This is a genomic window from Demequina sp., from assembly GCA_024707205.1.
In the GTDB taxonomy this organism is placed as follows: Bacteria; Actinomycetota; Actinomycetes; order Actinomycetales; family Demequinaceae; genus Demequina.
In genome coordinates this window covers 706,139-730,663 of record JANQAD010000001.1, presented here as the reverse complement: position 1 = coordinate 730,663, position 24,525 = coordinate 706,139, and the positions used below count along the sequence as shown (strand labels likewise).

General features: G+C 68.1%; 17 protein-coding genes. 10 read left to right on the top strand and 7 right to left on the bottom strand.

Annotated elements, in window-relative coordinates; all coding sequences use genetic code 11:
* Positions 1-192: 192 nt before the first annotated feature.
* Together NVV57_03710 and NVV57_03705 are read left to right on the top strand one after the other, a co-directional pair.
* Entirely contained in the window at positions 193-702 is a 510-nt protein-coding gene (locus tag NVV57_03710) for a hypothetical protein (protein ID MCR6711841.1), read from the top strand.
* A 92-nt stretch (positions 703-794) separates the two neighbouring features.
* A complete protein-coding gene (locus NVV57_03705; GenBank protein ID MCR6711840.1) occupies positions 795-3,275 on the top strand; it encodes a zinc-dependent metalloprotease in 2,481 nt (826 codons plus the stop codon).
* 63 nt (positions 3,276-3,338) lie between these two features.
* Here the strand turns inward: NVV57_03705 and NVV57_03700 are convergent, their stop codons facing one another.
* Positions 3,339-4,499, bottom strand: a complete 1,161-nt coding sequence (locus NVV57_03700; GenBank protein ID MCR6711839.1) for a homoserine O-acetyltransferase — start codon at positions 4,497-4,499, stop codon at positions 3,339-3,341.
* Positions 4,500-4,798: 299 nt separating this feature from the next.
* Here NVV57_03700 and NVV57_03695 point away from each other — a divergent pair, with 299 nt between their 5' ends.
* Positions 4,799-6,184, top strand: a complete 1,386-nt coding sequence (locus NVV57_03695) for an NlpC/P60 family protein (protein MCR6711838.1) — start codon at positions 4,799-4,801, stop codon at positions 6,182-6,184.
* A gap of 6 nt (positions 6,185-6,190) precedes the next feature.
* On the opposite strand, the gene NVV57_03690 is transcribed toward NVV57_03695, so the two are convergent.
* Positions 6,191-6,715 (bottom strand): inorganic diphosphatase, encoded by a 525-nt coding sequence (locus NVV57_03690; GenBank protein ID MCR6711837.1) that lies wholly within the window; start codon positions 6,713-6,715, stop codon positions 6,191-6,193.
* Positions 6,716-6,782: 67 nt separating this feature from the next.
* On the opposite strand from NVV57_03690, the gene dacB reads away from it, so the two are divergent.
* The 3 genes from dacB to hpt are packed head-to-tail and all read left to right on the top strand — an operon-like array spanning position 6,783 to position 9,821.
* Positions 6,783-8,210: a D-alanyl-D-alanine carboxypeptidase/D-alanyl-D-alanine-endopeptidase gene (gene dacB / locus NVV57_03685; GenBank protein ID MCR6711836.1), complete on the top strand. Its 1,428-nt coding sequence runs from the start codon at positions 6,783-6,785 to the stop codon at positions 8,208-8,210.
* Positions 8,211-8,244: 34 nt separating this feature from the next.
* On the top strand, positions 8,245-9,246 hold the full coding sequence (gene tilS / locus NVV57_03680) for a tRNA lysidine(34) synthetase TilS (protein MCR6711835.1): 1,002 nt from the start codon (positions 8,245-8,247) through the stop codon (positions 9,244-9,246).
* Between the two features lie 41 nt (positions 9,247-9,287).
* On the top strand, positions 9,288-9,821 hold the full coding sequence (hpt, locus tag NVV57_03675; protein ID MCR6711834.1) for a hypoxanthine phosphoribosyltransferase: 534 nt from the start codon (positions 9,288-9,290) through the stop codon (positions 9,819-9,821).
* A gap of 290 nt (positions 9,822-10,111) precedes the next feature.
* Here the strand turns inward: hpt and NVV57_03670 are convergent, their stop codons facing one another.
* The 5 genes from NVV57_03670 to galE all read right to left on the bottom strand — a co-directional run bounded on the left by NVV57_03670 (position 10,112) and on the right by galE (position 15,754).
* Entirely contained in the window at positions 10,112-11,092 is a 981-nt protein-coding gene (locus NVV57_03670; protein MCR6711833.1) for an endo alpha-1,4 polygalactosaminidase, read from the bottom strand.
* Between the two features lie 10 nt (positions 11,093-11,102).
* A complete protein-coding gene (locus NVV57_03665) occupies positions 11,103-11,825 on the bottom strand; it encodes a spherulation-specific family 4 protein (protein MCR6711832.1) in 723 nt (240 codons plus the stop codon).
* On the bottom strand, positions 11,822-13,327 hold the full coding sequence (locus NVV57_03660; protein ID MCR6711831.1) for a hypothetical protein: 1,506 nt from the start codon (positions 13,325-13,327) through the stop codon (positions 11,822-11,824). Before NVV57_03660 ends, NVV57_03665 begins: the two co-directional genes overlap by 4 nt.
* Positions 13,324-14,565 carry a GT4 family glycosyltransferase PelF gene (gene pelF / locus NVV57_03655; protein MCR6711830.1) on the bottom strand — a complete coding sequence of 414 codons (1,242 nt, stop codon included), beginning with the start codon at positions 14,563-14,565 and terminating at the stop codon, positions 13,324-13,326. Before pelF ends, NVV57_03660 begins: the two co-directional genes overlap by 4 nt.
* A gap of 184 nt (positions 14,566-14,749) precedes the next feature.
* Positions 14,750-15,754 carry a UDP-glucose 4-epimerase GalE gene (galE, locus tag NVV57_03650; GenBank protein MCR6711829.1) on the bottom strand — a complete coding sequence of 335 codons (1,005 nt, stop codon included), beginning with the start codon at positions 15,752-15,754 and terminating at the stop codon, positions 14,750-14,752.
* A 1,064-nt stretch (positions 15,755-16,818) separates the two neighbouring features.
* On the opposite strand from galE, the gene NVV57_03645 reads away from it, so the two are divergent.
* The 4 genes from NVV57_03645 (at position 16,819) to folE (ending at position 24,516) form a co-directional block, all read left to right on the top strand.
* Positions 16,819-21,246: an Ig-like domain repeat protein gene (locus NVV57_03645; protein MCR6711828.1), complete on the top strand. Its 4,428-nt coding sequence runs from the start codon at positions 16,819-16,821 to the stop codon at positions 21,244-21,246.
* Positions 21,153-21,851, top strand: a complete 699-nt coding sequence (locus tag NVV57_03640) for a hypothetical protein (GenBank protein ID MCR6711827.1) — start codon at positions 21,153-21,155, stop codon at positions 21,849-21,851. The genes NVV57_03645 and NVV57_03640 overlap by 94 nt, the downstream gene beginning before the upstream one ends.
* A gap of 85 nt (positions 21,852-21,936) precedes the next feature.
* Positions 21,937-23,946: an ATP-dependent zinc metalloprotease FtsH gene (gene ftsH, locus NVV57_03635; protein ID MCR6711826.1), complete on the top strand. Its 2,010-nt coding sequence runs from the start codon at positions 21,937-21,939 to the stop codon at positions 23,944-23,946.
* A gap of 3 nt (positions 23,947-23,949) precedes the next feature.
* On the top strand, positions 23,950-24,516 hold the full coding sequence (gene folE / locus NVV57_03630) for a GTP cyclohydrolase I FolE (GenBank protein ID MCR6711825.1): 567 nt from the start codon (positions 23,950-23,952) through the stop codon (positions 24,514-24,516).
* The last annotated feature ends 9 nt before the right edge of the window (positions 24,517-24,525 follow it).

Below are 24,525 nucleotides of genomic sequence, written 5' to 3'. Positions count from 1 at the left end.
CGTGAGGTGGGGAGTGCTCAGGCAGATTTGCCTAAGGGCGCCCGTCACGGGCGCACGCCAAACGTGCGCTTGTTAGCGACACATTCGGTTCAGCACGTTGGTGAGGCTAGCCCGACGGTGGCGCGTTTGGCAAGTCGCGTTCGCCGGGTTAGGTTGGATCGAAGCCATTTTCGAAAACCCTGGGGAGGGACCATGGCGTCGCAGCCCGGTGAGATTTCGCGCAGGAGAGTGTTGGCCGGGGTGGCCTGGACCACGCCCGCGATCGTGCTTGCCGTGAGCGTGCCCAGGGCGGCCGCGTCGACCGTTGCGGGCAGCGTGATCGTGGTCAGCAGCGTGGAGCAGGGCGCGAGTTGGGGTTCCCAACAAAGCCTTGGGGCCGAGATCTCGGCATACCTCGGTTACAACCAGGAATGGGCTGACGCCGGGGTGACGGCTGTGACAGCCACCCTCACGCTTACTGCCACCAAGACGGACGAGCCCAATGCAGGCAAGCAGTATGTCGCCACGACTTCGGGAGCGCTAACGATCGGGGGCGCTTCCCTGACGGCAATTGCTGATCCGGTGGATCCCGGAAGCTACGACCTCTCCTACACGATTGTCGCCGAGCCGGCGACGGGAACCGACGGGAACACGTACCAGGCGGAGTCCATCATCAATGATCCGCCGCTTTCGTCGGTGGTCGTTCCGGAGGCTTCGGAGTAGGCCGCGCCTGCCGACTCCCTCACATTCGCTTGCGCTGGCGTCACCCCCTCCTGTTAGTGTGCGTGCGACCGGCCACTGACTGAGGGGGACCCATGCGCGTAAGGCGCTCGCTCGCGGTCCCGCTGCTCGCCACCCTCGTCGCCTCGTGCCTCACGGTTCCCGCACTCGCGGCCCCCGCGCTCGCCGACGACGCGCCCACACTCACCGTGACCGGCGTAGTCGCGACCTTCGCGGACGGCGAACTGGACGGCGACACCTTCATCGTCACTGGTAACACGATGATTCCGGTCCAGCCCGACGCTGTGGCCGGGTTCGACGCCGGCGCCACCGTTTCAGCGGAACTCACCATCCCGGCCCAGACCGCGCGGGAGCTGCGGATCACGAGCGACATCGCGGCCGAGTCCGCGAAGGGGGAGACCGTCCTCGACGCGATTGACGCGCCCCTCGAAGCCGCATCCGTGACCGAGATCCACGTCGCGGCGGCCGCGGCGGTCGCCACGCACTACGTGGATATCGCCGTGAACGTCAACGGCGACGGCTACCAGCAGCCGTCGACCGCCGCGATCACGCAGGCGATCGCGGACGCGAGCGCCTACTGGGTGGCCAACACCGGCGGCGTCTTCCCCGGATTCACGGTGCGCAGCACGGTGCGGTACACCTCGAAGCTCAAGTGCGGCGCCGACGCTGAGGACTGGTGGGTGGAGGCCGCAGCCAAGCTCGGCACCAACATCAACGCCTACCTCGACGACTCCGGGCAGCACCTGGTGCTGATCGGCGAATGCAGCCACGAGGGCAAGGCCGCGCTCGGCTCCGTTGGCGAGTCGCTCAGCAGCGGCGGCGTGGTCCTCACACAGGCGAACGTCTACGCGAACAGCTACGCACCGCAGCTGCTCAACGGGCTGCTCGCCCACGAGTTCGGCCACAACTTCAGCCTCAACCACGCGAACGCGGTCTCGACTGACGGCTGCACCATCACCAGCGTCCCCGCGTACACCCAGATCACCGGCTGCGGCACCTACGAATACGGCGACGAGTGGTCCGTGATGGGCTTCGGCCTACCGCTGTCCTGGGTGCCCGTGCTCGACGTCGCACGCCTCGACCAGCTTGGCCTGACCACACCCACCACGCTCGCCGCCCAGTCGGGAAGCGCAAAGGCGACCTACGACCTCACTGCGGTAGGAGCGTCGGGCGGGCGCAAGGGCGTGAAGGTGGCCGTGGCGTCGGGCACGTATTACGTGGAGTACCGCAACGCCACGGGAGAGCCGCTGGGGTACTTCCTCGACACGGGCAACTGCACGGCCGAGTGGGAGCCCTCGCCCACCTGCACCACCGGGATCATCCCGGAGGGGCCCGGCGTGCGCGTGCTGCTGCTGCAGGCGGGCGCCAACACTCGCGTCGAGTCCGTGCGCTCGCACCTCGAGAGCGCCACGTTCGGCGAAATGGCCCTTGACCAGGGCGATTGGTTCCGCTCGAGCTCCGGCGACCTGAACATTTCCATCGACTCCATCAGCGGGGACGTGGCCTCGATCACCGTCACTACCGGCTCGATGCCGCGCGTCTCGCCGGTCTCGGTGACGCTCGGCACGCCGGTGCTGGGCGAGCCGGTGACGGCGGTCGCCTCGGTGCCCGCGGGCGCCACCGTCACGTACCGCTGGTACCGCAACGGCGTGGAGCTCGCGGGGCGGACCAGCGACACGTACACACCCGTCGCGGCTGACGCGGGCACCAAACTCACCGTGCGCGTCGAGGCACGGACCGACGCCGCCTCACCCTCGCAGGCCGTCGCTACTTCCGCAGTGGTTCCGGGGGCGCCGACGCTCGGCGGGGCCGTGCGCGTGGGGTCGGCGGTCGCTGCGGCCGGCGTATGGCCCTCGGGAACCGTGCTCACGTACCAGTGGCTGCTGAACGGCGCGGCCGTCAGCGGCGCGACGGGCGCGACGTACACGCCGCCGGTGTCCGCGCTCGGCAAGAAGCTGTCCGTGCGCGTGACCGGCGCCGGCGATGGGTGGGGCTCGGTGACCCTGAAGTCCGCCGCCGTGGCGATCGCGGCCGGGGCGCTCACCGCGCCCATACCCGTGATCTCCGGAACCTCGGCCGTGGGGCACAAGCTCACCGTGAGCCGCGGCACGTGGACCGCGGGCACCACGTTCAAGTACCGGTGGTACGCGAACGGGACGGCGATCTCCGGCGCCACCAGCAGCAGCTTCACGGTGCCCAGCAAGCTCGCCGGCAAGAAGCTCACGGTGAAGGTCACGGGCACCAAGACGGGATACGCCACCAAGACGGTGACCTCCGCTGCTGTGGGCGTTCCGATCGCCTCGGCCGCGTACATCACCGGCACGGCTCGCGTTGGCCACACCCTGGCAGCTCACCACGGCACGTGGACCAGCGGGACGTCGTTCGCGTACCAGTGGTACGCGAACGGAGTCGCCATCACGGGCGCCACGAAGTCCACGTATAAGGCGACGACCGCCGTCGTGGGCAAGCGCATCACCGTGAGGGTCAAGGGCACAAAGGCGGGGTACGCCACCGTGTACCGCACCAGCCCGGCCACCGCGAAGGTGACGCGGTAGCGCCCGCCGGGGCATAGCGTCGGGCCTGCTAGAGGGCCGTTTCGAAGTCCGCCATAAACGCGTTTAGCTGGCCCGACTCCACCAGGAAGCCGTCATGCCCAACGGGGAGTGGACCACCTTGACGCCGTCCGAGCCGCTGAGCGCGGCGTCCAGCCGCTGCGAATTCTTGAGCGGGTAGAGGCGATCGCTGTCCACCGCGACCACGAGCGCCGGGTTGGTGAACCGGGCCAGCGCGGTCTCGACGCCGCCGCGGTCGCGGCCCACGTCATGCGACTGGATCGCCTGCGCGAGGCGGATGTAGGTGTTGGCGTCAAAGCGTCGGGCGAGCTTGCGCGCGTGGTGGGCGAGGTACGACTGCACCGCGAACTGGCCGCCCTTGCCCAGCGGGTCGCCATTGCCCTGGTAATTGCGGCCAAAGCGCTCCGCGAGTTCGGACTCGCTGCGGTAGGTGGTGTGCGCGATCATGCGCGCGATGCCCATTCCCACGTGCGGGCCGTCGCCGTCCTCGGCGTCGTAGTAGTCGCCGCCGCGGAACCTGGGATCCGCGGTGATCGCTGCCACCTGTGACGTTGACCAGGCGATCTGGTCCGCGGTGGTCGCGGCGGTGGAGCCGACGGGCGCGATGGCGCCCACGCGGTCCGGGTGGCTGACCGCCCACTCGATGGCGCGCATCCCGCCCATCGACGGGCCGGCCATGAGGCGCCAGTTGTCGATGCCCAGGTGGTCCGTGAGCGCCAGCTCCGCGGCGACCATGTCCCGCATCGTGACGTAGGGGAACCGGCTGCCCCACGGCAGGCCGTCCTCCGGGTGTGCGCTCGCGGGGCCGGTGGTGCCCTGGCAGCCGCCCACCACGTTCGCGCTGACGATGAAGTGCCTTGCCGGATCGATGGGCTTGCCCGGCCCGACCATCGCGTTCCACCAGCCGCCAGTGTGGTGGCCGGGCTCGGCGGGGCCCCAGACGTGGCTGTCGCCCGTGAGAGCGTGCGCGACGTAGATCGCGTTGTCTTTGGCGTTGTTCAGGGTGCCCCAGGTCTCGAAGGCGATGGTGGTGCCGGGGAGCACACCGAGGGGATCGGCCTCGAGCGGGAGGTCGCCCAGGGCGAAGAACTGGCGCCGACCGGGGTTGTCGCCCTCGCGCCATGCGGCGCTCGCGGGGATGGGCGCGCCCTCGCCGGGCCCCTCGTCGGCGGCCCAAGCGTCGGTCTCGATGCCGTCGTCATCCACGAGGGAAGCCTAGGGCACGGCGTGCCGGCGACGATGCCGGCGCCCGCCGCCCCCCAACCGTCCCAACCGCTCAGAGGACCTTTGACCGTGCACAGTGCCGCCAAACAGTCGCTGAGCGGTTGGGGGCGGTTGTGGTGGGCGCCTGGTGGAGGCGCGCGCTCAAGGTCACCGCGCGCTCAAGGTCACCCCCCAAGGTGCCGAGGTACGTATGAGGGCCGCGTGGCATTCGCCACACGCCCTGGTAAACCGCGACAAAGCGGACTTACCATCGCCTGACCAGGAGTTTTATGCGAATCACCTTGAGCCTTCGACCCGTCAGCACCCGCATCGCCGCGGTGTGCGTTGGTGCGCTTGCCGCCACGGGGATCGCTCTGGTGACCGCCGGCGGCGCCACCGCGGACGACTATCCCGGCCAGGCGGAGATCGAGGCTGCACGCCAGGCGGCCACATCGCAGGCGGCGACGGTCGGCGATCTTGACGCGGCGGTGGCCAAGCTCGAGAAGGCGCAGCACGACGCCGAGGCCGCTCAGCTCCTCGCCGCAGACAAGTACGCGCAGGCGCAGGGCGCCCTCGAGGACGCGCAGACCAACCTCGCGACCGCGCGCCAGCGCGCGGATGAGGCCGACGCTGCGCTCGCCGACGCGCAGAGCAAACTTGCGGTGGTGGCCCAGGCGGCCTACCGCGACGGCGGCGACATGAGCCAAGTGGAGGCCGTGGTCAACGCCGACGGCTTTGAGCAGGCCATCACCACGTCCGAGGCGATGAGCCGCGCGTCCGACGAGATGGCCACCCTGGTGCAGCGCGTGGAGGCCGCCAAGCTCGTCGCGGAGACGATGCGCAGGGCCGCGGACGATGCCGCTGCCAAGGCCGAGGCGGCCAAACTCGACGCCGCAGACGCCTACGACGACGCCACCGCGGCCGCGGATGCCGCCGCGCAGGCCGTCAAGGACGCCGACGCCGTGCGCGACCAGGCCGTGAAGCACCTGGCAGAACTGCAAGGGACAACGGTGGCGCTCGAGACCGCGCGCCAACAGGGACTCGCCGAGGAACGCAACAAGAAGAAGGAAGCGGCCGCGAAGGCCGCTCAGGCTCAGGCGGAGAAGGATGCCCAGAAGGGCAACGGCGGCAAGGGTGGTTCAAGTTCTGGCGGGTCGAGCTCCGGCGGGTCTTCCACGCCGACCAAGACCGAGAACCCAACGCCGACCAAGACCGAAGACCCGACCCCAACCAAGACCGAAGACCCGACCCCCACCAAGACGGAAGATCCGGCACCGCCGCCAACAGCGTCGGGCGGCTGGAAGTCAACCGCCGCTCAAGGCGAGAAGGCCGTGACGAAGGCGCTCACGCTCATGGGGCTGCCGTACAAGTTGGGTGGCACGGGGCCGTCGTCGTACGACTGCTCGGGGCTGACGATGACCGCGTGGAAGGCGGCCGGCATCTCGATTCAGCGCTCGTCGCAGATGCAGTACAACTCGCTCAAGCACGTGCCGTTCAGCCAGCTGCGCAAGGGCGATCTGATCTTCTACGGCGACAACCGCGACCCCAGCAAGATCTACCACGTGACGATCTACATCGGCGGCGGCATGGTGGCCGAGGCGACGAGCCCGGGCAACCTCAGCCAGGTGCGCGCGTATGACGCGTTCTGGCGCATCGACGACCTGATCCCGGTGGCGGGGCGGCCGTAACCGGGATCAGTGCCCCGGCGGGGGGACCAGCGGGTTCATGTGCGCGAACGGCGTGCCGGCGGCGCGCTCAAACGAGGCGGTGATCTCCGCCTCCGCCTCCTCGCGGGACACCCAGTGCGCGCCCTCAACGGACTTGCCGGGCTCGAGGTCCTTGTAGACCTCGAAGAAGTGCTGCACCTCTAGCCGGTGGAAGTCGCTGACGTCGTTGAGCTCCTGGCGCCACGTCTGGCGGTGGTCGCCAACGGGGACGCACAGCACCTTGTCGTCGCCGCCGGCCTCGTCGCGCATGCGGAACATGCCGAGCGCGCGGCAGCGGATCTGGCAGCCGGGGAACGTGGGCTCCTCGAGCAGCACGAGCGCGTCCAGCGGGTCGCCGTCCATGCCGAGCGTGCCGTCGATGAAGCCGTAGTCGTCGGGGTAGCGCGTGGAGGTGAAGAGCATCCGGTCAAGGCGGATGCGACCCGTCTCGTGGTCCACCTCATACTTGTTGCGGCTGCCCTTGGGGATCTCGATGGTGACGTCGAATTCCATGGTCAAGTCCTTTTGTGTTTAGGGCTTTGGTCTGGGTACTAGTGTGGCGCATCAAAGGAGGTACCGCGTGCGGGGCAAGGTGGTGGCTGCGGTCCTCGTGCCGTCGCTGCTCGTTGCCGGCGCGGGCGCCTACGCGTGGGCCGACGCTCGCGACCTCGTTCCCGGCGTCCTGACCTCCTCGCCGCTCCCGTCGCCCCAGCCGCCCCTGATCACGGCCTCGCCTCTTGCGGTGGCCTCGCCTTCGCCAGGCCCGGTTGGCTCGTTCTCCGCGTCGGCTCCCGTTCCGTCGCCCGACGCTGTTGCGGCTCTCGCTGCCGCGTTACGTGCCGATAAGCGCACCGGGGCGTCCACGAATGTCTACGTCGCCGATTACACGACCGGCGACGTGGTCGCGTCTCTCGACGGCAGCGAGACCCAGGTGCCCGCCTCCACGACCAAGCTGCTGACGGCGGTCGCCGCGCTCGAGGAGCTGGGGCCGGACTTCACGTTCGACACCACGGTTGTCCGATCCGGATCCGTGCTGACCCTCGTGGCTGGCGGCGACCTGATGCTCACCGCCGGTCACGGACACGGCGGCACCAAGGTGGACGCCGAGGGCGAGCCGCAGGCGAACGGGTGGGCGGGCATCGCCGATCTGGGCGACCAGATCGAGGCCGCCGTGCCCGTGGGGCCCGTGACCATTGCGGTGGATACCAGCGACTTCCCTGGCCCCTCGTATCCGGCGGCATGGCCGCAGTACGCGTTCAGTTCCGGGTATGCGGGCCGCGTGGAGGGCATCGCGATCAACATCGGCAAGAAGAGCGGGGTGCCCGCTTCGGCGTACGGGGTGAGAGACAAGGAGCCCGCGCTGCGCGCGCTCGAGGCGCTTGGGGCCGATCTCAAGAAACGCGGCTTTAAGGTGACGATCGAGGGAAAGGCGAGTGCGCCGTCGGGCACCGAAGAGGTGGCGAGGGTGCACGGCGCGCCGCTGAGCGCGGTGGTGAGCGAGTTCCTGCGCTACTCCGACAACACGGTCGCCGAGCAGACCGCGCGCGTGCTCGCGCTGCACGCGGGGCTCGAGGCGACGCCCCAGAACGCCGCGGCCGTGACCGCGAAGACCCTCGCGAGGATGGGCGTGGACATCACCGGGATGGTGCTGCACGACGGCGCCGGATTCTCGGACCAGAACCGGGTGGCGCCCGCGACGCTTGTGGGCGCGTTGGTGGCGGCGCGGACCGCGCCGAACGCGGCCGGGCTGCTCACGTACCTGCCGCTCGGCGGGCTCGAGGGGACGGTGGCCGCAAGGTTCGAGGACGCGCCGGCCGCGGGTTTCTTGCGCGCCAAGACGGGCTCTTTGACGGGGGTCACCGCGCTCACGGGGGTGGTCGTGACGGCCGACGGGCGGCAGCTCGCCTTCGCGACTTTGCTCGACGGAATGGGGTACGGACAGGCCAAGCCGATGGCCGCCGTCGACGAGTTCGTCAATGCGTTGGCACAATGTGGGTGTGACGGCTGATGCTCGTTCCGCTGGAGAAGCTGGCGGCTCCCCGGTGAGCGGGCCGCATCCGTCCGTCGCCGCAACGCGCACCGCGGTGCGCACCATGCTCGAGGGACTGGAGCTGGGAACTCGCGTGTGGGTGGCGTGCTCCGGCGGTCCGGACTCGCTCGCGCTGGTCGCGGCAACCGGGTTCGTGGCGCGCAAGGAAGGCTTCTTCGCCGGGGCGATCGTGGTGGACCACGGGCTGCAGGAGGACTCGGCGGAGATCGCCAAACACGCCGCTGACCAGGCACGACGCGCGGGAATAGCGAACGTGCACATCGAGCGCGTCGTGGTGGGCCGCGAGGGCGGACTGGAGGCGGCGGCGCGCAACGCGCGATACGCGGCGATCGAGCGTCGGGTCTCCGAGGAGGGCGGAATCAACCCGCAGATCCTCACCGGCCACACCATGGACGACCAAGCCGAGACGGTGCTGATGGCGCTGGCGCGCGGCTCGGGGGCGCGGGCGCTGTCCGGGATCCCGGTGCGGCGCGGGCGCATCATTCGACCGTTCCTGTCGCTGCGACGGGCCGACACCGTCATGGCGTGCCGCGTGCAGGGGCTGGAGCCGTGGATGGACCCGACCAACGAGATCATCGACGGCCCGCGCCGATCCGCGCTGCGCGTGCGGGTGATGCCGGCGCTGGTTGAGGTGTTGGGGCCCGGAGTGGTCTCGGGGCTGGCGCGGTCCGCCGCGCTGCTGCAGTCCGATGCCGACGAGCTGGAGCGGCAGGCGCGGTCGGCGCTGATCCTGTCCGAGAGCGCGGTCCGCGGCGACGAGTGGCGGTGCGACATGCTCGCCGCGCTGCCCGACGCGATCCGCTCGCGCATGCTCAAGATGCTCGCCGAGAACAAGGGCACAGGGCCGCTCACCGCGTATCACGTGGCCGCGCTGGACACGCTCGTGACGTCGTTCCGCGGCCAGGGTCCCGTCTCGCTTCCCGGTGGCTACGAAGCCCGACGCGAGTATGGCAGGCTGGTCATTGCGCCAGCCCCGCTGTCCGACGGCGCATAGCTCATCACAATCCCGGAGGATGCGTGGACGCCCAGTTCGACATGGATGACTTTGCTCGGATCGTGGTGTCCGAGAACCAGATCCGCAACCGCCTCGACGAACTGGCCGCCGCCATTCGCGCCGACTACGAGGGCCGCAATGTGCTGCTCGTAGGCGTGCTCAAGGGCGCGGTGATGGTGATGGCGGACCTCGCGCGGCGCATGCCGCCGCACGTGCAGATGGACTGGATGGCCGTCTCGTCCTACGGGTCTGGGACCAAGTCGTCCGGGGTGGTGCGCATCCTCAAGGACCTGGACACGGACATCACGGGCCGCGATGTGCTCATCGTGGAGGACATCATCGACTCCGGCGTGACGCTCTCGTGGCTGCTGGGGAACTTGCGCTCGCGTGGAGCCGCGTCCGTTGAGGTGGCCGCGCTGCTGCGCAAGCCCGAGGCGGCCGTGGTCGATGTCCCCGTCAAGTACGTGGGCTTCGACATTCCGCCGGCGTTCGTCGTGGGCTACGGCCTCGACTTCGCCGAGAAGTACCGGACCCTGCCCTTCGTGGCCGAGCTGAACCCGCGCGTCTACAGCTGAGGTCCCACACCGCAGCACCTCCCCCGAATGGGTTCTGAGTGCTACGAAACTCGATTTTGGTGACCCTGAGAGCCCATTCCAGGGGCAGCTACGAGCTCTGCCCGACGCTACGGCGAGGTGGAGCGTGCGTTCCGGCTATTTCGCGGTGCCGGGTGCCAGTGGCGCATGCGTTCCGGGCACGACCGGGCGCTCGGAGCTCAGACTCCACTGCAATGCACTCGGGTGCCCGGGCCGGAACTGAGGCTCCACCTGGGCGCTGGGGTGAGCTGCCGGCGGAGGCCCTACGCCTACTAGCAGGGCGTCCTGCTCGCGTCGAGGTCCAGATCCTTGAGCATCGAGCTGAATCCGAGCTTGGTGGTCGTGGGGCAGAACTCGCTCGTTGAAACCTCGTACTCCACGTGGAACACCGGCTTGCCCGCGTTGATGAACGCCTTGAGCACCGAGCACTCGTCGTACGCGTAGCACTCCTCGTTCACCGCGAAGTCGAATGACGGCTGCAGCGCGGACACCTGCTCAAGATCGTTCTTGAGCCCGATCGCGAGCCCGCGCGCATGCGCGAGCTTGGCGAGCGCCTTGTTGTACTTCAACTGATCGCTCGCGGTCAGATCGAAGCCGCTTTCGTTGTCATACGCGTCGACGTTGTCCGCCTCGACCCCGTCGAACCCCTTCTTGGCGCAGAGGTCCATGCGCGCTGCCATGATCTTGAGCACCCGTGGGTCGCGGATGTCGAGCCAGTACTCCGGCCAGCCCTCCATCTTCTTCCCCTTGACCGCGGCCGGGAAGTCGCCGCTGTCCGGGCGCCCCGATTCGTACGACCCAGCCGAGAAGTAGCAGATGACCTTCCGCCCCTTGTCGTGGAGAGCCTTGACCTGCGCCGCCGAGATGTCGTACAGGTCCACGTCGTACACCTTGGCGTTGACGCTGGTATCCAGCTTGCCGCTGAGCTGCCACTGCCAGGTGAGACCCGCCTTTGGCTTCCAGTGGCCGCTGGCATTGCTTGAGCCCGACGGCTTGGTTGGCTTCGGCTTGCTGCTTGGCTTGTCGCCCTTGGACGGCGCGGGGCTGGCACTCGCGGAAGGGGAGCTGCTGCCCGACGGCGTGGCTGAGGGCGTCGTGGAGGACTGGGCGGTGGCGCTCGCCGTTGGCGCCGTGGCGGTGGGACTGGACGTTGGCTGCTGGGGTGAGGACAGCGTCGGGTCCGGGCCCGAGCACGCGGCGAGGCTCAGCGCCATGGCTCCCACGATGGAGAGCACGGCGAGCCGGCGGCGCATGGTCACCGCCTCACGGTACCTTCGGCGTCTGTCCGGGTCGCCTGGGCCCTGACGCGAGAGAGCTCCTCCGCAGGGCCGGAGGGAGGCGATCCCAAGGGTTCTCGCCCTTGCCGTCGCTGAAGAAGACGCTGCCGACGTGGCGGCTCGCGGCCATGTTGAGCGCTGCGGGGAACTGTCTGCTGGGCAGCGAGTGGACCAGGTGGCAGAACCTCTTGCGCGCATAGCGACGCGTCCACTCCGGCTCCTCAAGCGACCGGTACTCCGCCCACGAACCCTCGAAGGTGACGGTGACATTGGCGAGGTCCACGTAGCCCGGATGGGGCGTCGTCCCTGGATTGAGGACCACGAAGTGCGCGCCGGCGGTTTTCACGGCGACCACGCATTGAGCGAAGTGGTCCAGCTTCTCCAGATCGCTGCCCACCTGGTCAAGGAACACGCCGTCCACCCCGTAGCGCTCGCGATACGTGCGAGCCTCGCGGCCGAGCTCCGCGGGATCCCGGCGCCCGTAGTCGGAGTCGATGTAGCCGATGGTCCTGATGCCCGCTTCCTTCAACGCGTCGATGACCGGAACGTAGGTGGGGTCCAGCTTCTCGCCTGGTCCGCTGTGGACGTTGACGATGACGAAGCGCATCAGGTGCGCCAGGTTGGCGAGCCTGGTCCAGTCGCGCGGCGCCACCGCAGGGTGGAAGTACGCGGGGACGGCGAGAGAGAGGGCGTCCGCGGAATCCGTCAACGGTGCGCACCCGCGCTGGCGTATCGGGACATCACCGTTGGGAGCACCACCATGAGGAACAGGGCGAAAACCAACAGGTGCATCGCGGCCGTCACGCCCGCGGAGTACGAGGACAGCGCCAGGCGCAGGCTCGTGTCGACCAGTAGGGCGCCCCCGGCGAGCCCAAGCGCAAGGCGGTGCCGCTGCAAAGACAGCAACAGCGTCGTGCAGAAGAACGCGAGGCCGAGGACCCCGTAAGCGCAGGTGTTGAGGACGAACATCTCCGCGCGATCTTGGGGGAATGCCATGACCGTAGCCACCGTGAGGCCAGCGAGCACCGTGCTGTAGAGGAGGGTGGCGCGGGCCAGCTCTGCGCGAGCGACCACCCGAAAGCCCTCGACCGACGACGTGCCGCGAAGCAGGGTGATCGCGCGGCTCCGCAGCCGATAGACCAGCCACTCGGCTACGCCGAGGCTCGCCACGAGCGGAAGCATCATCAACGCGATGGACCCCGCGCCCGCGTTGCCCCCGCGAGCCACAGCGTCGACCACGGCGAACGAGATCAGCCCCGCGGTGGCAATGCCGTAAACGAAGTAGCCGGAGCTCATCGCGAAGTCGAATCGCGCCAGACCGAACCGATCGCGCAACTGCTCTCGCGCCTGCAGGGCGTTGCCGGTCAGGCGGAACCAGGCGGCGACGCAGGCGGCGACCACGCACAGCGCGAAGATTCCGAGGGTCACGTCGCGAGGAATCGAGACCGCGCCGGAGAGCTCGACGATCGCGAGCACCACTCCGGGCGCCAAGACGATCAACAAGAGCACGCTCGACTCCATGACCATGAGGATCGTCGCGGCAAGCAGGTACGCGATCTGCCATCCCGCCAGCACCGCCACGGGGTGGGTGGAACCGAATGCCCTGTCTATGAGCATGACGAGCGCGCCGACGCTTGCCGTGGCCACGAGAGCCGTCCGGAACAGCGCGCTCGCGGCGTCTCGCTGTCCGCGTCCGATGAGCACGTGGCCGAGCAGCGACAGACCCTGGCCGAGGCCCGCCGCAATGATGGTGGCCATGAGCAGCAGCAACAGGTTGAGCCCCGTCTGGAGCATGCTCAGGGCAACGGCGTACATGAGGCCAGGCAGCGCATACAGGAGCCCATGCACCAGGTGCACGCGCACGGGGCGTTGCCACGGGTCCACGGGCTCGGCGGCCTTCGCGGGCCGGGTCGGCACAAGGTCGTACATCGCCTGGGCGAGCTCGAAGACGCTGGCCGCTCCGTACTCAGCGCGCGCCTGTCGGTCGTTCACGCCGGCGGCCTCGAGGCCGGCGGCGATCTCGAAGGCGTCGACGGCCTGGGTGCACAGCGTGTTGTGGGTGCGCGTCAGCTGCGCGATCCGAGCGAGGCTGCGCTGCTCGTCGCCGGCGAACTCCTCGGGGAGCGCCTCGTCGTGCGAGTCCTGAGGCTGCACCCGCCAGGCCAGCCCGGTGACGAGCGCCCCAGCATCGAGGACGGTTGGCGCGCTCACGGTTGGCTCACCAGCGGCTCGCTCGGAACCGGGAGGGCACGACGATAGACGTCACGGAAGGTGTCGAGCATCTGGCTCAGCTGGAAGAGGCCGAGCGCCCGCTCCCTCGCTTGGGCCGCCATGCGGTGGCGCAGCTCGTCGTCCTCAAGCAGGCGCGCGCAGGCTTCGGCGAACGCCACGGGATCGCGCGGAGGGACGAGCTCGCCGGCATCGCCGACGAGCTCTGGGATGCCCCCGACCTCGGTCGAGACCGTTGCCCGGCCGCACATCATGGCCTCCATTACCGTGTAGGGCAGGCCCTCGGAGATGCTCGAGAGCGCCACGACGGTGGACTCCGCGTAGGCGCGGGTCACGGGCCTGATGGGTCCCTCGAACTTGACGACATCCGTGATTTCGAGCGTCTCGGCAAGATCATGGAGCTTCGCCTCGTACCACTCGTTGCCGACGGGCGTGGGGCCGAAGAGCCGCAGCACGGCGTCGGGAACGCGCTCGTGGACGATGGCGAAGCACCTGATGAGAGTCTCGAGGTCCTTGAGCGGGTCGATCCGGCCCACCCATCCGACGGTGGGCACGTCCGGCTCGTGCTCGGCCACCGGGTAGTCGTCGGCGAGGATGCCGTTGAAGGCGGTGGCAATGGCGTCGGGGTCCGCCCCGTGCCGTGTCTCCCACCGCTGGTTGTAGACGTTGACAGGCGTGATGACGTCCGCCAAGGCGTAGCCGGTGGCGCACAGGCGCCGGAACAGCGCGAGCAGGATGACCTTGACGGGCAGGCGGTACTGGACGTTGCGGAACGCAAGGTAGCGCTCGCGCAGGTAGACGCCGTGCTCCGACATGACGATCGGCGTGCCGTACGTCCACTTCGCGGCGACCGCGAGCAGGGCGGGAAGCCCGTTGGACACGGTGTGGCACAGGTCGGCCTTGACCACGGGCGCCGAGAGGGGCCGCAGGAAGTGCTCGATGAGCTCGGTCGCCTGAACCGCGTCGAGCATCGTCAGCGACTCGGGCCCGTCGAGCTCATGCCAGGTCTCGGAAAGGACGGCGATGGCAGCGTCGGTCTGCAGCACGGCGGTAAGGTCCTCGCGCTGGGCGAACTCGAACACCCCTCGCAGGGAACGGGTGAAGTCCTCCTGGGCGGCGCTGGGGTCGAGCGCGGCCCGCAGGAACTCGCGGTACAGGGCGAGGAAGGCCTTCTCGTCCGCTGGCCGGGGCGGCGGTGCGGCGAGGCGTCGAGGTCCCACAGCGCCACGACGTTCATCCTCGCGACGTTCGGGGGCAGGGGCAGGGCCGCGCGCTCCTTCGAGTTTCCGGCAATCGCGAAGATCTCGAATTCGTGCTCCTCGAGCCCGCGCATGAGTTGATCGCACCACGTACTGACGCCGCCCGTGACGAATGGGTAGGCGCCCTCGACGAGTAGCGCAATCCTCACGAAGCCCTCCGCTCGTCGAGCGAGGTCACCGCCGCTTCGCCGCGGTGGGGCGCCGACGCTCCACGCCAGGCGCTCGCGACCATCTCCTCCAGGTTCCGGTGCGCGCTCCAGCCAAGGATGCGCTCGGCCGGCCCGGTGGCGGCGACCATGCTTGCGGGATCCCCTGGACGCCTCGGCAGCACCTTTGGGGTGGTGTCCTTGCCGGTAACCCTGGCGATCTCCGCGAGCACCTCGAACACCGTGTGGCCCGCTCCGCAGCCGACGTTCACGGTCTCGTCAACGGTGCCGAGCGTCACGCGACTCACGGCCGCGACGTGCGCCTCCGCAAGGTCCTGAACATGGATGTAGTCGCGAACGCAGCTTCCATCCCGGGTTGCGTAGTCGTCTCCGAACACGACGGGCTGCTTTCCCTTGTCCAAAGCGTCGAACACGAGCGGGAAGAGGTTGGTGCCGCCCGCCTCCGCGAGGCGCGGGTCCGCACAGCCGACGACGTTGAAGTAGCGCAGCTTGATGCAGCTGAGATTGACCGCGGCTGCGGCATCCTCGATCACCCATTCCGCCATCAGCTTTGAGCGCCCGTAAGGGCTCTCCGGCCGCGTGGGCGAGGTCTCGGTGACGAAGTGCGCGTCGGATGAGCCGTAGACGGCAGCGCTCGACGAGAAGACCAGTCGTGACACGCCCTCGGCGACCATCGCCTCGATGAGCGTGAGGGTGCCGGCGACGTTCTCGTGGTAGTAGCGCAGCGGCTGCTCCACGGATTCGGGCACCGACTTCTTGCCCGCCAAGTGGACCACGCCGGTGATCGCGTGGTCTCTGAAGGTGGCGCGCAGAAGCCCCACGTCGAGCACCGACCCGCGCACGAACGGAACGTTCGATGGGACGCGCCGCGCCACGCCAGTCGACAGATCGTCAAGCACGACGACGGACAACCCTGCATCCAGCATTGCTCGGACAACGTGGCTCCCGATGTAGCCAGCGCCCCCAGTCAGTAGCCAGGACATGTACTCCCCCTCTATCTACTCCCCGCAGACCGCCCGGCCCGTTTTCTTGCCGAATCCAGGGTCACTTGGTGACTGACTCCCGGATCCGCCAACGACGGTACTAGGTTGCGTCCGCTCTCGTCATCTGTACCCTTCCCAAGCGCCCAAGAGTTGTCCCGTGTGGGGGACGCACCCGATGAGCGCGTTGGGCAGGAAGCCCGTCCACTGCATCGCCGACGACGCCAAGCCCGCCCTTGGGGGCTGACAGGGTACGCAGACAGATCACGATATTTTCCTCAGCAGAACGGATAAGCGACCGTGTCGTTCAGCCGTACACGCGAAAAACGTGGTATTGGCTCTCTGACCCGGTTGCTAAGAAAGTAGCACCGCCCGCCGGGGAAGTCTATGGGTCGCGCCCACTCGTGCGCGGACGTTTACACAGTTGTCATCTGGCCGCCATTTGGCGCCGGCGGCGCGGCGCCGACGTCGCCTGGTGGCCGTGGAGGCACGGAGGCGGCGCCATGACCCGAGCTGCCCCAACCCGCCCGCACCCGCGGGTCTCATCAGGGAATCGAATATCTCAGCGCGACGCCTTCGGGGAACAATGGGAATATAAGTTACACGCGTGTAAATTGGGATTTATCGCACATTTAGGAAATACACGGCTCGGCAATAGGAAAATGGCCTCCGTTGAATCAAGAATGAGGGCGTGGGCCATCTGAACGCCGTTCGACACGCCGTGACGAAGATGAACGAGCCCGGAGTTTGAGCACGGTCTGGCCGGCGAACGCGCAGGACGTGAACGAGTAGTTCGCGCAGAATTGGCCGGTTCGGCGGGCCGATTTGCGTCCCCGGGAAATTCAGCTATTGCGGTGATATAAGTCACACTCTAGGATCAGGCGCAACGGCGTCGCTGGAAGTGCTGAGAACCACATCGGCTGTCACCACCCATCCAGGCTCGTTGCGTGGTGCGCCCACAGGGAGTGCCAGTCCATGTTGAAGATCCGTTGAACCCATGAGGGGGTCCGATGAGAACATCTCGCCGAACTTTCGTAACGACGTCGCGACGGGGGATCGTCGCCGCAGTGACCGCAGCGCTGCTTCTCGCAGTGTTGCCGGCCGCAGGGGTGCAGGCCAGCCCCGGCGTCGGCGTGAACCTCAGAGTGCTGCTCTTCACTCATGGCGACGAGGCGACGCAGGCCATCGCCGCGGTCATGGACCGCGAGGGCGTGCCGTACACCGAGGTCAATCTCGAATCGGGTTCTCGTCCCGCGATCAACGACGCCTTCCTCGTGGACCCCGCGACCGGACGGGGTCGCTTCCAGGCCGTCGTGGTGCCGAGCCAGCCGGAGTGGGACAACTCATTCGCGGTGGCGGAGCGAACCGCCCTCTTCACGTACGAGCAGACCTACGGGGTGCGCCAGGTTGACGCCTACCAGAGCCCCGGCGCATCAACGGGCCAGAACGCGGCCAGCTTCACCGGACCGCTCGACGGTGCCACCGTCGGTGCGACAAGCGACGCCCGCACGGGCGCCTTCGCCTACCTCCCCCAGCCAATGACGCTGGCGGTCGACGACTTCGACCCGGCGGTCGATGAGGCCTACGGGTACCTCGCGCAGCCGCTGGCTTCGGACCCGAACGGCACCTTCACCACGTTGCTCACCGCGACGAGCGGCGGCAACAGCGGCCCCATCGTCGGCGTCTACTCGCACAACTTCCGCGAAGAGCTCATCATCAGCGTGAACTACAACGCGGACCAGCAGTGGTTCAACGAGCTCTCCCACGGGATCATCACCTGGATGACGCGCGGCACTCACTTGGGGTACCACCGCAACTACTTCGCCGTACACGTGGACGACATCTTCATGGCCGACAGCCGGTGGAGCTCGGCGTCCAACTGCACGCCCGGTGACACTCCCAGCTGCAACTACGGCGCGGGCGACAACGCGACGCACGACATCCGCATGACGGCGCCCGATGTCACCTACTTGGTGAACTGGCAGAACACGCACGACTTCAAGTTCGACATGCTGTTCAACGCCTATGGCAGCGACTCGGCCACCGCGCCGCTGGAGCCGGGCGGCGCGACGAGGGACGATCCCCTGACCGACGCCTTCCTGACAAACCAGGCCGAGTTCTTGTGGGCCAACCACACCTACTCGCACCCGTTCTTGGGGTGCATCCAGATCGCGCCCACCACGCCGACCGGTGATTGGCACTGCGCGACCCCAGGCGAGACTGGGCCGTACTACGACGAGGACTTGGCGGTCGACGGCGTCGACGTGAACGGCACCATGTGGCTCTCGTATGACCGGATCTTCGCCGAGATCACGCAGAACCAGCAGTGGGCGACCGCCCACGGCCTGACCAACTTCGACTCGCACGCCCTGGTCACCGGCGAGCACTCGGGCCTGAAGTCGGGCACGGAGCAGACGATCGACAACCCGTTCCTCGCGCAAGCGCTGCTCGATGCCGGCATCACCTACACGGGCTCCGATGCGTCCCGTGAGGCGGATTCGCGCTTCGTTGAGGGCAGCACCACCACAAAGACCTTGCCGCGGCACCCCATGAACATCTTCTACAACGCCGGCACCTACGCCGACGAGGTCGACGAGTACAACTGGATCTACACCGACACCCCCACGGGGAGCGGCATCTGCCACTCGGACACGAGCACCTGCATCACGCCGCTGGACAACGGCAATGCGAGCCAGTCTGAGGCCAGTTTCAAGAACTACATCGTCCCGATCGAGGTGCGGAACGCGTACCGCTACGTCATCTCCGGAGACCCGCGACCGTTCTACGCGCACCAGTCGAACCTGGCGGAGAGCCGCATCCTCTACCCGGTGGTCGAGGGAATCCTCGCTCAGTACGCGAAGACGCACAACACGACCGTCTCACCACTGGTGACGGAGGACACCGTCACCCTTGGCGAGACGATGCAGCGAAGCACGGAGTGGGCCACGGAGCAGTCCGGGGTCACTGCCTACCTCGACGCAAACGGCGTGCATGTCGCCGGACCAGACGGCACTCAGGTGCCGCTCACCGTTCCCGCCGGAACCCCAGTCAGCGGTGACCCTCTCGAGTCCTACGACGGCGAGCTTTCCGGATGGCTGAACGCGACCGCGCCCGGCGCGGTTGTCGCGACGCCAACCGCACCGTTGGGCGGCTACATCGGCCACACGGTGCCCGACGCTCCCACTGTGCTGAGCGCTGCGTTTGGGGCGGTCGACACCCCGCTGACCTTGACCTGGGCCGCGCCGGTGGTCACTGGAAACTCGGACATCATCCGCTACGAGTACGAGGTAAGCCTGGACACGGCGACGCCAAGCTGGAGCACGACGCTCTTCCCAGGCCTTGTCACGAGCACCTCCGTCTTTGACCTGGATCCGACGAAGGACTACATCTTCCGGATGCGCGCAGTCAACGCAGTGGGAGCCGGTCCTTGGTCCACGGTCTCGCCGCCGGTGCAGCGACTGGCAGAGGCCACAGTTGTCTCGCCTGACGTGGTCTACGGCACCGCCGCGACCGTCACGCTCAATGTGGCCACCTCCGCGGGGCACGCGCCCTCGGGCACGGCCACGCTGGACATCAATGGCACTACGGCCACGGCGCCCATCGTGGGCAACACGGCCACGTTCTCCGTGCCTAGCCTTCTGGTAGGCAACTATCCCTACACGGTTAGCTACGGCTCTGACGTGCACATCCTGCCGTTCTCCCTGACTGGATCCGTGACGGTGACCAAGGCCGCGGTCACGGCTACCGGTGCCCTTCTGACGGCGCCGACGCCGGTGCAGGGCGGCACCTACCAGGTCACGGTGATCCCGCCGAGCGGTCTCGTCGCGCCTACGGGCACCGCGACGCTGACACTCACGAACGGTTCCGTCACCAAGGACCCAATAAGCGGTCCGCTGGACGGCGGCACCGTCACGCTCAATGTGCCGGCGCTGCCGGCGGGCACGTGGACGGCTTCCGTCGCGTACTCGGGCGATTCCAACTACACCGAGCTGTCGCCGGTCGCCGGCGCGGACGTGGTCTCGACGAAGGCGAGTGTCGGGGTAGTCGGCTCCGTGGGGACAGTGCCCACGCCGCAGACGACCGGAACGTACTCGGTCTCGGTGACGCAAGGCACGGGCCTGCCCGACGCAACCGGTGGTGTGTCGGTGACGCTCACGAATGGATCCGTCACAACGGTCCCGTTCCCCGGCACCCTGGGCGTCGGCGGAACCGCCACCATCGACCTGCCGAAGCTGCCTGCTGGCACGTGGGACGCAATGGTCACTTACGAGGGCGACGACAACTACGCGCTGACGACGGTCGCCGGCGCATCCGTGGTCTCGGTCAAGGCTGCCGTCACGGCAGTAGGCGCCGTCACCTTGGCCCCGTCGCCGCAGAAGCCCGGAACGTACAAGGTCACGGTCACCCAGCCCGACGGCCTCGCGGCGCCGACGGGCAACGTGACGGTGACGTTCGCGAACGGTGCCGCCGAGGTCGAGAAGACGGTCGAAGTGATCAACGGAGTCGGCACGGTCGAGCTGGATAAGCTGCCGGCCGGCACGTGGACCGCGTCGATCGCGTACACGGGCGACGACAACTACACGGCTCTCACAACCACGGGCGCCGACATGACCTCCAACCCGGACGAGGTCGCCGTCGCAGGTGCCGTTGGCGATGCGCCGAACCCGCAGGAGGGTGGCACCTACCTGATCACGGTGACCCAGCCTGAGGGGCTGGAGGCGCCCACGGGCAACGTGACGCTCACCCTCGCGAACGAACTCGACACCTTTACCAAGACGGTCGGGCTGATCAACGGCGCCGCCACGGTGCCCGTGGACAGCCTCCACGCGGGGTCCTGGAACGTGACGATCGCGTACTCCGGTGACCTCAACTACGCGCCCAAGTCGGCGAACCCGGATCCTGTGACATCGACCCGCGCGGTCGTCACGATCGCCGGCACGGTCGGCGACGCGCCGTCACCGCAGCACGGTGGCACCTACGCGGTCGCGGTGACGCAACCCGACGGGCTCGACGTGCCCACGGGCAACGTGACCCTCACGCTGACGAAGGGCTCCGACACCTACTCCGACACGGCTGCGCTGGACGCTGGCGTCGCCGGGTTCGACTTGCCCAGCCTCGCCGCGGGCACGTGGACGGCGTCGATCACGTACGCGGGCGATGACAACTACGGCGCAGCGCCGACCACCGGCGAGTCGGTGGAGTCCGTCAAGGCGGACGTAAGCACCGTCGTAGGCGCCGTCATCACGAAGCCGACGACCACAACGGCCGGCTCGTTCTCGGTCACGGTGACCCCGCCGTCGGGCCTCACGCCCCCACCGGCGACGTCACCATCACCCTCAAGAACGGCTCCGCCACACAGACGGCCACCGGCACGCTGTCCGACGGCACCGCGGCGATCGTGGTGCCCAGGCTCACGGCCGGAACGTGGACCGCGTCGATCGCCTACGGAGGCGACTCGAACTACGCGGCCAAGACCGCCACCGGCCCGTCCGTGATCGCGGCCAAGGGGGCCGTTTCCAAGGTGACCACCTCGGTGACCAAGCGGCCCACCACCTCGAAGTCGGGTACGTACAAGGTCACGGTGACCCCGCCGTCGGGCCTCTCGGCCGCAACCGGAAAGGTGACGGTGACCCTCAAGAAGGGCTCGAGCACCAAGAAGGTGACCGGAACGCTGAAGTCCGGCGTGGTGACCATCACGGTCCCGAAGCTGGCGAACGGCGTCTGGAAGGCGTCCGTGACGTACGCGGGCAACACCACGTACGCGGCCAAGACCGTCTCCGGCAACGCCATCGTGGTGGGACACACGAAGATCTCGAAGATCTCCACCGCCGTGGTCAAGGCGCCGACGACCAAGGCGTCGGGCAAGTACTCGGTCACGGTGTCTCATGCCACGGGCCTGCCGACCGTCTCCGGGAAGGTCACGGTGACCCTCACGAAGGGCAAGACCACCAAGAAGGTCTACGGCACGCTGAAGTCCGGCGTGGTCACCGTCACCGTGCCCAAGCTGGTCAAGGGCACGTGGAAGGTCAAGGTCAGCTACCCGGGCAGCTCGGTGTACCTGAAGGCCTCGGCAACCGGAAAGTCCATCGTCGTCAAGTAGCAGTGAATAACGGAGGAATCGCGCTGAATGCCCTCAGCGAAACGGTTCTCGCCCGGTATCGCCGCTCGCGTAGGGTTGGGGCACCATGAAGAACGCCTTTTCGCTGCGCCGAATCGTCCTCGTAGTGCTGCTTGCGGTGCTCATCGGCTGGCTCGTGCATGGCCTGTTCCAACCGCGGATTACGAGCATCGACACCTCAGAGGGGTTCGCCATGCTCAAGGCTGGCGCCGTGGAGCAGGTGAAGATCGTTGACGGCGATCAGCGCGTCCAGCTGGTGCTCAAGGAGACTCTTCCCGAGGGCAGCCCGAGCGACTGGGAAGACCTGGGCCCCGTAGTCCAGTTCTTCTACGTGGAGCCGCAGGGCACCGACGTGGTCAACGCCGTCACCGCGGCGAACCCGGAGAAGGGCTTCAACTCGGAGGTCCCCAAGACCTCCGTATGGGCGAGCCTGCTGCTGACGTTCCTGCCGATCCTCCTGCTCGTTGGCCTCTTCTGGTTCCTGATGTCGAGCATGCAGGGCGGCGGCAACTCGGTGATGAAGTTCGGCCGCAGCCGCGCCACGCTCGTCACCCCTGACACCCCGACCGTGAAGTTCGAGGACGTCGCCGGCGTGGACGAGGCCGTCGAGGAGCTGCGCGAGATCGAGGAGTTCCTCGAGAACCCGGCCAAGTTCCAGGCCGTGGGCGCCAAGATTCCCAAGGGCGTGCTGCTGTACGGCCCTCCCGGCACCGGCAAGACGCTTCTGGCGCGCGCGGTCGCGGGCGAGGCGGGAGTGCCGTTCTTCTCCATCTCCGGCTCTGACTTCGTGGAGATGTTCGTTGGCGTTGGCGCCAGCCGCGTCCGTGACCTCTTTGAGCAGGCCAAGAAGAACTCCCCGGCCATCATCTTCGTTGACGAGATCGACGCCGTTGGCCGTCACCGCGGAGCCGGCCTCGGCGGCGGTCACGACGAGCGCGAGCAGACCCTCAACCAGATGCTCGTGGAGATGGACGGCTTCGACGCCCGCACCAACGTCATCATGATCGCGGCGACCAACCGTCCCGACATCCTCGACCCCGCGCTCCTGCGCCCTGGACGCTTCGACCGTCAGGTGGGCGTAGACGCCCCCGACCTCAAGGGCCGCCACAAGGTCCTCGACGTTCACGCCAAGGGCAAGCCCATCGCCCCGGACGTCAACCTCGAGGCCATCGCCCGCCGAACCCCGGGCTTCACCGGCGCCGACCTCGCGAACGTCCTGAACGAGGCTGCTCTCCTCACGGCAAGAAGGGAGAAGCAGCAGATCGGCTCGAGCGAGGTGGACGAGGCCATCGACCGCGTCATCGCCGGCCCGCAGCGCCGCACGCGCGTCATGAACGACCACGACAAGCGCGTCACCGCCTACCACGAGGGTGGACACGCGCTCGTAGCAGCGGCGATGAACCACACGGACCCCGTCACCAAGGTGACGATCCTTCCGCGTGGTCGCGCGCTCGGCTACACCATGGTCATGCCGCAAGAGGACCGCTACTCGAAGACGCGCAACCAGCTCCTCGACAACCTCGCGTACTCGATGGGCGGCCGCATCGCGGAGGAGCTCGTCTTCGGCGACCCGTCCACGGGCGCGTCCAACGACATCAGCCAGGCCACCGAGATCGCGCGCCAGATGGTCACCGAGTTCGGCATGTCCACCAAGGTGGGCTCCGTGCGACTAGCGGGAAGCTCTGGCGAGGTCTTCCTTGGCCGCGACATGGGCCACGGCCGGGAGTACAGCGAGCAGGTGGCCTCCGTGGTCGATCAGGAGGTGCGCGGCCTCATGGACAACGCCCTCGCCGAGGCGACCACCGCCCTCTCGCAGAACCGCGCGCTGCTTGACGCCCTCGCGCTTGAGCTCCTGGACAAGGAGACGCTCGGCGAGGTCGAACTCGCGGAGATCTTCAAGGACGTGGTCAAGATCGCCCCGCGCGGCGACTGGCTCAGCGGCGAGTGGGTGGCGAACGCGCCCGCAAGCGCCAAGGCGCCGGCCGTGATCTCCCAGCCCGACGCTGTTGTTGAGGAGAGCGCGGACGAACCCACCGCTCCGGTTGAGCAGGCGGTTGAGCCCAAGGACGAGGCCTGACCCATGGCCGTGGACAAGCCCCGGGTCGAGGCCGCCGTCCGCGAGCTGCTCGCCGGGATCGGCGAGGATCCCGACCGCGACGGCCTGCGGGACACGCCCGCCCGCGTGGCGCGCGCCTACGAGGAGTTCTTCGCCGGGCTCGACCAGGACCCCGCCGAGGTGCTCTCGGCCGTCTTCGAGCTGGGACACGAGGAGATGATCCTGGTCAAGGACATCGAGCTGTACTCGATGTGCGAGCACCACCTTGTCCCCTTCCACGGCGTGGCCCACGTCGCATACATCCCCGGCACGGACGGGCGGATCACGGGCCTGTCCAAGCTCGCGCGGCTCGTGGACCTCTACGCCAAGCGCCCCCAGGTCCAGGAGCGCCTCACCACCCAGGTCGCGGACGCCCTCGTGGAGCAGCTGGGCGCGCGCGGCGTGATCGTCGTCGTCGAGGCCGAACACCTGTGCATGTCCATGCGCGGCGTCCGCAAGCCCGGCTCCCGCACCGTGACCAGCGCCGTCCGCGGCATCATGCGCGACGCCGCCACGCGCGCGGAGGCGATGAGCCTCATCGTCGGGAAATAAGGCGGTGGG

Coding starts and splice junctions, on each gene's coding strand:
- NVV57_03710 (MCR6711841.1), top strand. CDS start 193: ATGGCGTCGCAGCCCGGTGAGATTTCGCGCAGGAGAGTGTTGGCCGGG.
- NVV57_03705 (MCR6711840.1), top strand. CDS start 795: ATGCGCGTAAGGCGCTCGCTCGCGGTCCCGCTGCTCGCCACCCTCGTC.
- NVV57_03690 (MCR6711837.1), bottom strand. CDS start 6,715: ATGGAATTCGACGTCACCATCGAGATCCCCAAGGGCAGCCGCAACAAG.
- hpt (MCR6711834.1), top strand. CDS start 9,288: ATGGATGACTTTGCTCGGATCGTGGTGTCCGAGAACCAGATCCGCAAC.
- NVV57_03670 (MCR6711833.1), bottom strand. CDS start 11,092: ATGCGCCGCCGGCTCGCCGTGCTCTCCATCGTGGGAGCCATGGCGCTG.
- galE (MCR6711829.1), bottom strand. CDS start 15,754: ATGTCCTGGCTACTGACTGGGGGCGCTGGCTACATCGGGAGCCACGTT.
- ftsH (MCR6711826.1), top strand. CDS start 21,937: ATGAAGAACGCCTTTTCGCTGCGCCGAATCGTCCTCGTAGTGCTGCTT.
- folE (MCR6711825.1), top strand. CDS start 23,950: ATGGCCGTGGACAAGCCCCGGGTCGAGGCCGCCGTCCGCGAGCTGCTC.